Annotated in this window: 13 protein-coding genes; 4 read left to right on the top strand and 9 right to left on the bottom strand. The window is 65.1% G+C overall.

What is annotated here, in order from left to right; all coding sequences use genetic code 11:
* Positions 1-65: 65 nt before the first annotated feature.
* From AC07VL_RS13775 to AC07VL_RS13785, 3 genes are all read right to left on the bottom strand, one after another.
* Positions 66-773, bottom strand: coding sequence for a fumarylacetoacetate hydrolase family protein (locus AC07VL_RS13775; RefSeq protein ID WP_494806372.1), 708 nt, complete (start codon positions 771-773; stop codon positions 66-68).
* A gap of 97 nt (positions 774-870) precedes the next feature.
* Positions 871-1,923 (bottom strand): gentisate 1,2-dioxygenase, encoded by a 1,053-nt coding sequence (gene gtdA / locus AC07VL_RS13780; protein ID WP_494806373.1) that lies wholly within the window; start codon positions 1,921-1,923, stop codon positions 871-873.
* Positions 1,920-3,134, bottom strand: coding sequence for a 3-hydroxybenzoate 6-monooxygenase (locus AC07VL_RS13785; RefSeq protein ID WP_494806374.1), 1,215 nt, complete (start codon positions 3,132-3,134; stop codon positions 1,920-1,922). The genes gtdA and AC07VL_RS13785 overlap by 4 nt, the downstream gene beginning before the upstream one ends.
* A gap of 153 nt (positions 3,135-3,287) precedes the next feature.
* Between AC07VL_RS13785 and AC07VL_RS13790 the strand changes: the two genes are divergently transcribed.
* From AC07VL_RS13790 to AC07VL_RS13805, 4 genes are all read left to right on the top strand, one after another.
* Positions 3,288-4,208: a LysR family transcriptional regulator gene (locus AC07VL_RS13790; RefSeq protein ID WP_494806375.1), complete on the top strand. Its 921-nt coding sequence runs from the start codon at positions 3,288-3,290 to the stop codon at positions 4,206-4,208.
* Positions 4,209-4,340: 132 nt separating this feature from the next.
* A complete protein-coding gene (locus AC07VL_RS13795) occupies positions 4,341-4,628 on the top strand; it encodes a putative quinol monooxygenase (protein ID WP_494806376.1) in 288 nt (95 codons plus the stop codon).
* A gap of 79 nt (positions 4,629-4,707) precedes the next feature.
* Entirely contained in the window at positions 4,708-5,274 is a 567-nt protein-coding gene (locus AC07VL_RS13800; protein WP_494806377.1) for a hypothetical protein, read from the top strand.
* Between the two features lie 13 nt (positions 5,275-5,287).
* Positions 5,288-6,028 carry a hypothetical protein gene (locus AC07VL_RS13805; protein ID WP_494806378.1) on the top strand — a complete coding sequence of 247 codons (741 nt, stop codon included), beginning with the start codon at positions 5,288-5,290 and terminating at the stop codon, positions 6,026-6,028.
* Positions 6,029-6,058: 30 nt separating this feature from the next.
* Here AC07VL_RS13805 and AC07VL_RS13810 read toward each other — a convergent pair whose 3' ends face one another.
* The 6 genes from AC07VL_RS13810 to blaOXA all read right to left on the bottom strand — a co-directional run bounded on the left by AC07VL_RS13810 (position 6,059) and on the right by blaOXA (position 12,511).
* A complete protein-coding gene (locus tag AC07VL_RS13810; RefSeq protein ID WP_494806379.1) occupies positions 6,059-6,772 on the bottom strand; it encodes a hypothetical protein in 714 nt (237 codons plus the stop codon).
* Positions 6,773-6,880: 108 nt separating this feature from the next.
* Complete coding sequence (locus AC07VL_RS13815; RefSeq protein WP_494806380.1) at positions 6,881-8,422, bottom strand: cryptochrome/photolyase family protein; 1,542 nt, start codon at positions 8,420-8,422, stop codon at positions 6,881-6,883.
* A 114-nt stretch (positions 8,423-8,536) separates the two neighbouring features.
* Positions 8,537-10,990 (bottom strand): penicillin-binding protein 1A, encoded by a 2,454-nt coding sequence (locus AC07VL_RS13820; protein WP_494806381.1) that lies wholly within the window; start codon positions 10,988-10,990, stop codon positions 8,537-8,539.
* Between the two features lie 86 nt (positions 10,991-11,076).
* Positions 11,077-11,283: a hypothetical protein gene (locus AC07VL_RS13825; RefSeq protein ID WP_494806382.1), complete on the bottom strand. Its 207-nt coding sequence runs from the start codon at positions 11,281-11,283 to the stop codon at positions 11,077-11,079.
* 17 nt (positions 11,284-11,300) lie between these two features.
* On the bottom strand, positions 11,301-11,696 hold the full coding sequence (locus tag AC07VL_RS13830) for a hypothetical protein (protein WP_494806383.1): 396 nt from the start codon (positions 11,694-11,696) through the stop codon (positions 11,301-11,303).
* Complete coding sequence (gene blaOXA, locus AC07VL_RS13835; protein ID WP_494806384.1) at positions 11,693-12,511, bottom strand: class D beta-lactamase; 819 nt, start codon at positions 12,509-12,511, stop codon at positions 11,693-11,695. Before blaOXA ends, AC07VL_RS13830 begins: the two co-directional genes overlap by 4 nt.
* Between the last annotated feature and the right edge of the window lie 172 nt (positions 12,512-12,683).

Below are 12,683 nucleotides of genomic sequence, written 5' to 3' on the forward strand. Positions count from 1 at the left end.
GTCTTGTCTCCGTTGTTATTGTTCGCTGGGGCTGCGCGGTCTGTGCCGCGCTGGCCCCGTGTTGCTTACTTGACGGCGACGGTGATCGGCGTCAAACCGGCGATGCGCGCGTCCATGGTCTGGCCGGCGGTGACGGCGCCCACGCCTTCGGGCGTGCCCGTCATGATGATGTCGCCCGGCTGCAGCTCGAACAGGGTCGACAGGTTGGCGATGACTTCATTGACGGACCAGATCAGGTGCGCCAGGTCGCTCGTCTGCACGACCTTGCCGTCGACTTCCAGCACGATGGCGCCCGTGGTGATCTCGCCGCTGCTGGCGATGGGCGTGAGCGCACCGATGGGCGCCGAATAGTCGAAGGCCTTGCCGATTTCCCACGGACGGCCCTGCTCGCGCATGCGCATCTGCAGGTCGCGCCGCGTCATGTCCAGGCCCACGCCGTAGCCGAAGATGTGCGACGCCGCGTCTTCCAGGGCGATATTGCTGCCGCCCTTGCCGATGGCGACCACCAGCTCGATTTCATGGTGGTAGTTCGACGTCTGCGCCGGATACGGCACCGTCGCCGCCACGCCGGGCAGCACGGAGACGACGGACTTGTCGTCATTCGGCTTGCAAAAGAAGAAAGGCGGCTCGCGGTCCGGGTCGAAACCCATTTCGCGCGCATGAGCGGCATAGTTACGGCCCACGCAGTAGATGCGGCGCACGGGAAACTGGCTGTCGGTGCCGACGATGGGCAGGCCGGCGATGGCCTGGGGTTCAAAAATGAAGTTGGTCATGGTGGGTTCCTGTTAGTGGTCTTAACCCCAAGGCAAGGACTGGGGTCGGACCCTCAGGGTCCGACCCCGGCTCTTCACGGGGTGGGCAAAAAATGGTTCAATCGGTCAAGAACTGCTCGCGCAGCACGCCCATCGCTTGCTGCACGGGGCGGTCGGAAAAACTGAACAGCACGACGTCGTCCTGCGGGCAGTCGAAGGAGACCAAGGCCCACGATGGCACGACGAAGGTGTCGCGCGGGGCGAAATCAAACACCTGCTCGCCTATCGTCACCTTGCCGTGGCCTTCGACGACGCTGTAGACGGTGCCGTCCGTGCTGCGCGCGCGCTTGCCCTTGAAACCTTTGGGCAGCAGCTGCAGGAAGGTGGCCATGGTGGGCATGGGCGAGCCGCCCGTCAGCGGATTCGTATATTTGAGCTTGTAGCCGTGCCAGTCGTCGAGGGCGTCCGTGCGCGACAGCAGGTCCAGCGCCTCGCGCGAGCGGGCATACGGGTAGTTGAAGATGGGCGAGGTGGCGCCCTCGTGCAGCTGCTTCACGGGCGCCATGTTGTAGCCATAGCGGGCGAAGCTCTGGCCTTCCGGGCGGCTGACGCTCTGGCTGTCCTGCGTGTCGTTTTCCGCGAAGCCGGAGTCGAAATAGCGCAGCATGGGGATGTCGAGGCCATCGAGCCACACGACCGGCTCGCAGACGCCGTCGACGCCCAGGTTGCCATGGTCATGCCAGGTCCACGATGGCGTGATGATGAAGTCGCCCGGGTGCATGGTGGTGCGCTCGCCCGCCACCGTCGTATAGGCGCCCTGCCCGCTCACGACGAAGCGCAGCGCGGACTGGCTGTGGCGGTGCGAGGGCGCCACTTCGCCGGGCAGGATCAGTTGCAATCCCGCGTACAGCGATTGCGTGATGGACGAGCGGCCAGGCAAGGCCGGGTTTTCCAGCACGAGGACGCGGCGCACGGCTTCATGGGCCGTGATCACTTCGCCGGCGCGCGCCAGCTGCGGCGCGATGTCCGCATAGCGCCACAGGGCCGCCGCATACGGCGCCGTCGGATGGGGCGGCACCAGCGTGTGCAGCGACTGCCACAGGGGCGACAGGTGCATGCCGTTTAATGCCTGGTACAGGGCTTCGCGTTCGGGTGTTTGCTGGGAAGTCATGCTGCGTCTTTCAGGGAGGTGGCCAGGCAGGTTTGCGCCGTCCAGCCATACAGCCAGGCCAGCGCCTCATAGAATTGCGCGGGCGTGCGGCCGCGCCACAGGTCGTTGCGCACCAGGCGTTCCACGCCCTGGGCGTGGTACAGGCGCCCCATTTCGCGCGCCGACAGCACGACGCGGGCCGTGCGGGCGATGCGCGAGGTTTGATACAGCTGGAAGGCGGCCGCCATGTCGAAGCCGCAGGCGCGCACGGCCTCGCCCAGGGTCACGGCGTCTTCCAGCGCCATGCAGGCACCCTGCGCCAGGTATTGCAGCATCGGGTGGGCCGAGTCGCCCAGCAGGGTCATGCGCCGCGTGCTCCAGTTGGCGACGGGATCGCGGTCGGCCGTGCTCCAGCGTTTCCAACTGGTCGGCTTGTGCAGCAGCTGGCGCGGCTGCGCGTCGATGCCGTCGAAATAGGACAGCACTTCTTCCTTGCTGCCGTCCGTGACGCTCCATTCCTCTTTCTCGCGGCTGTGGAAAGTCACCACCAGGTTGTATTGCTCGCCATTGCGCAGCGGGTAGTGTACGAGGTGGCAGTTCGGCCCGGCCCAGACGACGGGCGCGTTCCAGCGCAGGTCGGCCGGCATGTCGGCGGCCGGCACGACGGCGCGGTACACCACGTGGCCGGAGACGCGGACCTTGTCGCCCACGATGCGCTCGCGGATGACGGACTTGACGCCGTCGCAGCCGATCAGCGCGTCGGCGCGGAAGCTGCGCCCCGCCGCGTCGACCACGGTGACGCCCGTGTCGTCTTCCGCCACGTCCGTCACCTGCGACGACGTCACAAACCTGATCAGGGGCGAGGTGCGCACGGCGTCGAGGATGGCGCCGTGGATGTCGGCGCGGTGGATGACGGCATAAGGATTGCTGAAGCGCTGGCGGAAGGCCGCGTCGACGACGAAGGTGCCCACTTCGGCGCCGTCGACGGCGTCCATCATCACCAGGCGTTCCGTGAACACGGCCCTGGCGCGCGTACGCTCGCCCACGCCCAGCGCATCGAGCGCGGCGAAGGCGTTGGGCGCCAGCTGGATGCCGGCGCCGATTTCGCCCAGGGTGGCTGCCTGTTCCAGCACGGTGACGGCCATGCCGAGACGCGACAGGGACAGGGCGGCGGCCATGCCGCCGATGCCGCCACCGACGATCAGGACCGACGGCTTTTGCGTAGTTTCCATTTCTCTCCTCCAATTGATCTGTGTGCTTGCGCGCAGCACGTTTGCTGTGCTCTTGGTATGGCAAGCAGTGTGCCGACAGGTCAATATTTGGTAAAGCGATGGAATACAATAGCCACAATCATATTTTTAAATAATGCTAGAAAGGCTGGCCCCATGTCCCGTTTCGATATCGAACTGCTGTTCATCTTTGACGAGATCTACAAGAGCCGCAACGTGACGCGCGCGGCGGAAAACCTGGGCTTGCCGCAATCGACGGTGAGCATCGGCCTGGGCAAGCTGCGCACGCATTTCGGCGACCGCCTGTTCGCGCGCACCTCGAAAGGCATGGAGCCGACGCCGCGCGCGCAGAATGCCGTGCAGGACGTGCGCGCCGCCATTGCCGCCTGGCAGCATGCGCTGGCCGACCAGCCCGTGTTCGACCCGGCCGCCAGCACGCGCGAATTTGCCATCTGCATGACGGACATCAGCGAAATCGTGCTGCTGCCCACCCTGCTCAACCACCTGCAGCAGATCGGCCCACGCATCACGCTGGACGTGTCGAAGATCGCCACCGACACGCCCGGACGCCTGGAAGGGGGCGAAGTGGACTTGGCCGTGGGCTTCATGCCGCACCTGGAATCGGGGTTTTATCAGCAGAAACTGTTCGACCAGCACTTTGTCTGCCTGGTGGCGCGCGCGCACCCGCGCATCCGCGACAGCATCACGGTGGAGCAATTCCTGCAGGAGGGACATATCGAAGTGAAAAGCTCGGGCACGGGGCATTCCATCGTGGAAAAAGTGCTGGCGGCGGCCGGCGTGCAGCGGCGCATCGTGCTGAAACTGCCCAGCTTCCTGGGCGTGTCGCGCATCGTCGCCGAAACCGAGTACATCGTCACGGTACCGTACCGCTACGCGCTGCAAATGCAGGACCACGAAGCGTTCCGCATCCTGCCCCTGCCGGTGGCGCTGCCCAGCTTTTCAGTCAAGCAGCACTGGCACGAGCGCTACCACGAGGATGCGTCGAACCGCTGGCTGCGCCAGACGATGGCGCAGCTGTTCGGGGCGGGCGACGCGACCGCGTTGCCAATTGGGTAATTTCCCGGCCTGTTCGGCTTGATTTTCCGGCAGCGCCGGAAACTGTTTCGGCGCTGCCAGGCTGGACATGGCGGCCATGAGCGTCCAGGATGTGCCAGGCGGCATCCGCCCCACCACTTTACAAGGAATACCATGACCCTGATCGTCGTCGCCACCATCGATGCCCAACCTCACCATGTCGACGCCGTGCGCGCCGCCCTGGAAGCCGTCGTGCCGCCCAGCCGCGCGGAAAGTGCCTGCCTGCGCTACGAGCTGCATGTCGACAACAAGATCCCCACCCGTTTCATCATGCTGGAAGAGTGGACCGACACGGCCGCCTTGAGAGCGCATGAAGCGACGCCCCACTTCCTGGCCCTGGTGGCCGCCACGGACGGCAAGGTCGCCGGGATCGACGTGGCGGAATTGAGCAAGCTGAAGTAAGCGCCGGCGGCCCGTTCAAACGCGCGGCCATCTTGGCAAGTTGCCATCTATAATGTGGCAACTTTTCTTTATGGCAATCATGACCACCTTTTCCCGGATACGCGGCGCCGCACTGGTAGCCGCCTTGACCCTGTGCGGCAACGCCTCGGCGCAAGCCCCCATGCCCAAGCTCGTGGGCGAATACAATCTGCTCTCGTCGACGACCGTGCCGCCCAGCACCTGGGGCTATTCCAAGGCCCGTGTGTCGATCAAGCAACTCGACGACCATCACCTGCTGATCCTGCTTGCCTGCGAGTGGAGACGCGAGCCGAAGGCCGTCTGCGGCGACTATTTCTATGCCCAGTGGCGCGACGAGGGCCTGTACCTGCAGGACATGAACACCTTCGCCATGCGCCTGTACTTCGATCCCGCCTCGCGCAAGCTCACCATCATTTCGCGCGGCGCCGACGCCAAGCAGAGCGTGCGCCACGAAGTGTTCGGTCCCACGAGCGCGCCGCTGGCCGACACCGCCCTCGTGCGGCGCATGAAGCGCGAGCAGTCGAACGCGGACAGCAAGGAAAACCGGCGCGTGTTCGGCCCCTACACGAAGTGGGACTACCAGGAAAACCGCATCGAATTCCAGCGCCAGGACACGGCCAAACCTTGACGCGCCCGCTGCCATGCCATCGCTGATCCCTGCCCTGCCGTTCCGGCGCCGGCTGCTGCGCCTTGCCGGTGCCCTGCTGTGCCCGCCCACCTTGGCCCGCGCCGCCGGCGGCACCCTGCCCGCCGCCGTGCGCCGGCGCATCCTGGCCACCCTCGACGCGCCGCCACCCGAGGTGCTGAACGTGCACCACCTGGCCCTGCTACGGCAGTTCCGGATCGGCTGGTCGCCCGTGGAAAGCGGCGCGCCCATGCTCAACCCGGCCCAGCCGCTGGGTCCGGGCGACACCCTGGCGCTGGCCATGCAGGCCATTGCCAGCAAGGATGCGCCCCTGGCCGCGCAGCGCCTGATGGAAGCGGCGTTGCTGCTGCCCCATTTCGTGCAGATGGCAAATCTGAAACCGGGCAGCTATGCCAACGGCAAGGCGCCGTTCACATTTACCACCCGCCACCTGCAACTGCTGCGCCAGCAGTCATGGCTGTCGCTGGAGATGCTGGGCATGGGCAGCGCCGAGGATTATCTGGCCGAAGGCTGTTGGCCCACGCCGGCCGTAGATGGCAAACGGCCGTATGGCAATTTTACGAATTACACCGTGGAAATGGCACAGGCGCTGGGCCTGCCCCTGCACCGCCAGGCCGACGGCAGCCTGACCATCACACCCACATTGCGCACGGAACTGGAAGGGCTGCACCAGCAGACCATGCCCGCGCTGCAAGTGTTCGTGCGGCAAGCGGGGCTGATGCGCAATACGCCCTAAATCCGAGACGGGAACGGGCGGCGGCACGGCTTACTGGCTGCAGGCATCGAGTCCCCTGTGCAAGAAGCTCAACACGCTATCGGCCCTTTTGATCAGGCGGGCCATTTCCATCCAGCTGACCACCGCGCCGCCGGATTTTTTTCGTCGATGGTGCCGGCTTTCCACGTTAGCGCTATTGGTTACAGGTACTTCGCAAAGCAAGAGGCCCGATGGCACCCCGCCTCTTCCCAGGCTCAGCCACTCACCACCAAATTGTCTCCCGGCATCTGCATCAAATGCCAGGGGGGCCGCCTGCAGGGAAACGTAATATCCCGCTGGAAATTTACAGGTCAAACGCGTGCTTTCTGCATAAGGCAAGGCCACGTTCAGGGACGCAAAGAGGTCTCTGGCCTGGCGCTCGCTTCGATGTTCCAGGAACACCAGGTACTTGAGACCCGCTTGGAGAGGAGAAGTCTCCACAGGCAGGAAAAACTGCACATCACCGTCCTGGCTGCCCTTCAATGCCTGCACGACTTTTGCCTGGTAGACAATGCCACAGGGTTTCCCATCCGCAGCATCCTCGTGCGGCACCACCGTCGCGGACACGACCGTCACCCGCGCCACCAGGGAAGAGCTCTTGACGACTTGACCTAGCTCAATATAGCCCGTTGGCGAACCGACCGCGATCAGTTCTTGCGCATGAGTAGCACAGCAGCAAGCAAGAAGAGAAACCAAGAGAACGTGCTTGATACAGCTCAGATACATGCTCCCTCCCGGACATAGGTCTTTTTTTGCACAGCACGAAACATTGCGCGCCGTGTGCTTCCAGATACCGCGCCACCTTGCGGGCAGCGGGGGCCATGCCGCGCTGCGCTACAATGCATCGAGCCTGGCCAGCATCGTCGCCGCTTGCTGGCGGAAAGCGGCGATCGCGGCCTCATCCATTTTCTCCAGCTGGCGGTAAGCCATGCCGATGCGGGGATTGCGCTCCAGCGTGGCCGCATTGCGGTGGAAAAAATCCCAGTACAGGGCGTTGAAGGGACAGGCGCTCTCGCCGATGCGCACCTTCTTGTCGTAATGACATCCCTTGCAATAATCGCCCATGCGGTCGATATACGCGGCGCTGGAAACATAGGGCTTGGTGGCCAGCAGGCCGCTATCGGCGAACTGGCTCATGCCGACGGTATTGGGCAGTTCCACCCATTCGAAGGCATCGATATACACGCCCAGGTACCAGCCATGCACTTCGGCCGGGTCGAGGCCGGCCAATAAGGCGAAGTTGCCGATCAGCATCAGGCGCTGGATGTGGTGCGCATGCGCCTGCTCCAGCGACTGCGTGATCGCCTGCGACAAACAACGCATCTTCGTCTTGCCGTCCCAGAACCAGGAGGGCAGCGGACGCACATGGCCAAAGAAATTCTTTTCCGCATAGCCGGGCATATGCGCCCAGTACACGCCGCGCACATATTCGCGCCAGCCCAGTATCTGGCGGATGAAGCCTTCCACCGCCGCCAGCGGCGCATGGCCGGCGTGGTAGGCTGCCTGCGCCCTGCCGACGACTTCGCGCGGGTTGAGCATTTTCACGTTCAGCGCGAACGACAGCAGCGAATGAAACAGGCGCCAGGCCTTGCTGCTCATGGCATCCTGGAAATCGCCAAAATGCGGCAAGGCATGCACGATGAAGGCATCGAGCTGCTGCAACGCCTCGTCCCGGTTCAGCGCCCATGGCAGCCGGTCGGCGCGCGGCGCGCCGAAGCTTTGTACGCCCGCGGCGACGATGCTGTGCCACAACAGGGTATGGTCATGCACGGTGCGCGGGTCTTGCGGCTCGGCGGGCGTGCCGCGCCAGGGCTTGCGGTTATCGTGGTCGAAGTTCCACTGGCCGCCGACGGGTTTTTTCGCGTCTTCCATCAGCACCTGGTGCGCAGTGCGCATCTGGCGGTAGAAGAACTCCATCAGCCATTGCTTGCGCCCGGCAAAAATATCGGCCGCCTCGTGGCGGGCCGTATAGAAATGCTCGCTGTCGACCATCAGCCAGGCGATGCGCGAGCGCCGCCCGGCCTCATACAGCTGCTGGTCGAGGCGCCACTCGTCGGGCGCCTGGTACTCGACGGCGCCGGCGTCACACTGGAGCAGCAGCGCTTCGATATTCTCCGGTATCGAACGCGTGCTGGCCGCGTCGCCGATGGCGATGTAATGCACGGTGTGGCCATCCGCGCGCAACTGGCGCGCAAAGTCGCGCATGGCGGCAAAGACGGCGAGGATTTTCTGTGCGTGATGCAGCACGTAGTCGGTTTCCTGGCGCACCTCCATCAGGACATAGATGGTGGCGTCATCGACTTCGGTGAACCAGCGGTGCTGCGCATTGAGCTGGTCGCCCAGTATCAGGCGCAAGGTGGGCTTGGGTGGAATCATCTTTCTTCCTTGCAATGGATATCAGGTGCTGCGCAACCGTCGGCCCGGCCGCCACATGGCGTCCTGGCCCATCCGCCGAAAAAGCGGTGCGCCAGGACGGGACACGCCCGTTGCTCAGCCAGCTGGCGCAGGCGCAGGAAGCGCTTGCGGTGCGGGCGCCGGGGCGGGTACCGGCTCCGGCACCGCCTTGCCGTGCGCTTCCTGCCCGCCCTCGCCTTCGGCCGGCACGGCCAGCGGCGCCGGCGGCGCGCCTTCGGGCAGCAGATCGCCCGGCTCTTCCACGGGTTCATCCTGCGGCGCTTCGACCGGCTCCACGTGGCGCAGCGGCGGCGGTGGCTTGCCGCCGGGGAAGATGGCATCGCGCGCGATCTTGCCCGTGTCGAGCGCCGTCTTGAAGAAGTCGCCCACCACCAGCACGGCGTTGTGGCCGCCCTGGCCCCAGTAATTGCTGCGCATGGTGACGCGCGCGTCGTTGAAGCCGACCCAGGCGCCGCCCACCAGTTCCGGGTGCATCAAAATAAACCAGCCGTCCGCATTGTTTTGCGTCGTGCCGCTCTTGCCGGCCACGTCGGAGCGGATGCCGAAGCGGCTGCGGATGGCCGTGCCCGTGCCGCGGTCGATGACGCCGCGCATCATGTCCGTCAGGGTAGCGGCCGACGCGGCCTGCATGGCGCGCTTGGGCTTGTCTTCGCCGAAACGGGCGATGGTCTTGCCTTCGCGGTCCGTGATGTGCGTGACGACGAAGGGCAGGCGCGCCTCGCCCTGGGCCGCGATGCTGGCGTAGGCGTTGACCATTTCCAATAAAGTGACGGGGCTGGTGCCCAGCGCCAGGGACGGCACTTTTTCCAGCTTGCTGTCGCGGATGCCCAGCGCGCGCGCCAGTTTGATGATGGGCGGCAAGCCGACGTCCTGCATCACCTGCGCCGTGATCGTGTTTTTCGAGTAGACGAGGCCGTCGCGCATGGTCATGTCGCGCCCCGTCGTGCCGCTCATGTCCGTCGGCCGCCATTTGGTGCCGTCGGCCGCCTTGATATCCATCACGGCATCGCGGTAGACGTGGTCGGGACTGAGGCCCTTTTCCAGCGCCGCGCCGTACACGATGGGCTTGAAGGTGGAGCCGGGCTGGCGCGCCGCCTGCGACACGTGGTCGAATTGCTCGCGCGCAAAGTCGCGGCTGCCCACCCAGGCGCGCACGGCGCCCGTGGCCGGGTCCATGGCCGCAAAGCCCGCCTCCAGGCGCGTCTTCGACTTGCGCAGGGCCGCCATGAAGGCGCGGTCGCCCTTCAGCTGCGCCAGCGCCTCGTCCGGCGTGCCGCCGGCCGCCGTCAGCTTGCGGTAGTCGGCCGACTCGCGCACGAAGGCGTCCAGCAAGGCCGGATGCGATTTCCAGAAGTAATCGAAGGCCACGCTGCCGGCCTGCATGCCCGCGTACATGCCCGTCGAGGTGGACGACGGCACGCCGGCGCGGCTCCATTCCACGTCGGCGATGGCCTGCAAGGCATTCGCCTGGCGTTCGACGGCGCGCTCGGCCGCCTGCTGCAGGTCGTGGTCCAGCGTCGTGTGCACCACCAGGCCGTCGCGTTCCAGGTTGTAGTCGTTCTCGTCGGCCCAGTCGATCAGCCACTTGCGCACATAGGCCGTGAAGTGGCTGTCGGACTGCACCCGTTCGCTCTGCCGCTCGAAATGCAGGCGCAGCGGGCGCTTGATCAACTGTTTGTAGCGCGCCTCGTCGATGACGTCATGCTTGCGCATCTGGCCCAGCACCACATTGCGCCGCTGCAGGGAACGCTCGGGATTGCCGACGGGATTGTAGTAATTCGTGCCCTTGAGCATGCCGACCAGGGTGGCGCTTTCCAGGATGTCGAGGCGCGACGCGGGCTTGTCGAAATACGTGCGGGCCGCCATCTCGATGCCGTAGGTGTTGTACAGGAAAGGCACCGTGTTCAGGTAGGCTTCCAGGATTTCCGTCTTGCTGTAGGTGGCTTCGATCTTCAGCGCCGTGATGAGTTCCTTCAGCTTGCGGTTCAGGTTGCGCGAGCGCCCGATTTCCTCGGGGAACATATTGCGCGCCAGCTGCTGCGTGATGGTGGAACCGCCCTGGGCGTTGCCCTGCAGGCTGTGCACGATGGCGCCGGCCGTGCGCGTGAAGTCGATGCCGTGATGCTCATAGAAACGGTGGTCTTCCGTGGCGATCAGCGCGCTGATCACGTTGGGCGAAATCTGCTGCAGGGTGACGCGCTCCTGCAAACCCTGGTCGAAGCGCACCAGCTCCTTGCCATCGGCGCTGACCATGGTGCTGGGTGCGGCGGCCCGCGCCTGGCGCAGGTCGTGGATGCTGGGCGTCAGGGGAATCAGCAGCAGCATGTAGGCCAGCACCAGCGCCAGCAGGGCCAGCAACGCCCACAGGCCCAGCACAAGCGCGCGCCGCACGGGCGGCAGGGTCATCAAATAAGCGTGGCCGCGCCGGGACAGTGCCACCGCCCTGCTCCATGCCACGCCCGCCACGCGCAGGGCATGCGTGCGCGCCCTTGCCAATACCTGCCGTGCCTTTTCCTGAAACTGCTCCATGCCTGATGCCATGCCTGTAACCTTGTCTGATGCCGGATGATCCGTTTCAGCAAGTATATAGGGCGGGCAATGTGGCTGGCTGGAAATTAGTAACGTAGTTCCTCGGGGAAAGCCATATTATTGCCTCGAAAGAAACAATCGCGTATGCTGTCACGCATGCCGTCCCACCGTCCACCGTGTGAAATGCCATGCCGTCCCTGTCCGAACGCCAGCAATACCGCGCCCTCCTGCTTGCCGCCAGCGCCTTTGCCATATTCTGCATCGGCATCCGGCTTGGCTATCAATTCGTCCATGACCTCTTGCTGCACGGCTAGGCGATGCCGGCATCGAGCCGCGCCAGCGTGACGCCCACGTAGGCGCCCACGCAGCGCTCGTCGCGCGTGCGGAAGGCATCTTCCACCCGCAGCAGGCCGCAGTCGCAGACGACGGGGTCGACGCTGACGACGACGCCCAGCGCCAGGTAGCGCCAGCCATCGAGGCGCTGCAAGCGCTTTTCGGCACCGGGATTGGCGCCGAAGATGGCGTCCCAGTCGTCGGCCTCGCCGGGCATGGGCCGCAGTTCGGCCTGGAACTGCGTGCCGGCGGCCATCTGCGGGCCGCCGAACTCGTCCATCACATGCAGGCGCTGGCCGTCCACCTCGATGACAGCTTCCAGATATTCGCCATCCGTGGCGATGAAAGTGGCCGTGACGGCTGGCTGGCTCACTTTTGCGCCTGCTCCAGCAGCGCCGGCAGCTCCTTCAGCATGGCCTCGCGCGTGCGCAGGCCCGCCGATTGCGCGCCCTTCTGCTCATCCTGCACCAGGCGCGCGAAGACGATGGTGCGCTCGCCCTTGCTGGCCCAGCCCACGAACCAGCCATAGCCATGCGCCTCGTCGAAGCTGCCATCCGCCTTGCGCGGGAAGGCGGCGCCCGTCTTGCCATGCACCTGCCAGCCGCCCACGTCCGCCAGGCGCGTCAAGCGGCGCGTCTGCTCCATCGCCTGCTTGCTGACAGGCAATTGGTCATTGACGAGCTTGCGCAGGAAGCCCAGTTGCTCCAGCGGCGAAATTTTCAGCGAGGAGCTGATCCACGAACGCTCCAGGCTGTTGTCCTTGCCCTTGTCACCCGAGACATCCGCATTGCCGTAGCCGAGCGCCCGCGTGTACTTCTGGAAACGCTCGGCGCCCAGCGCCTGCGTGATCTGCTGCGAATACCAGACGACGGAATACTGCATCCAGCGCGCCGGGTCCGTATCCTGGCGCCAGGCTTCGCCGCCCCAGTCCACATAACCCGGGCGGAACGGCAGCCGGGGCTTGTGCTCATCCTTGAGGAAGCCGGCATCGTAGCCCATCAGGCTCAGGGCGATCTTGAAGGTGGAGGCAGGCGTCACGCGGTCGATGCAGTTGCCTTCCTGCAGCAGGACGGTGCCGGCCCTGGCGTCGGCCATGGCGGTGCAGATGGTGGCGGCCTGGGCAGGGGCGTGCCCCAGGAAGGCGGACAGGGCCGCCAGAGAAATCAGTCGCAGATGTGGAATATGCATGGGTTCTCGTCTATAAAGTCGGTCGCCCGGCCGGGACACGGCATGCGGCGCCATGTCCGGCACGCCCGGGCACCAGAGTGGAATCGCAAGAATTATAAGCGCTGGCGGCAGCGAAGAAACACCCGTGCGCAAGATATGGTGGCCCAGGCCCGGAACGATGCCAAAAATAAGA

The sequence above is a fragment of the Janthinobacterium sp. GW821-FHT03C08 genome (assembly GCF_059420905.1).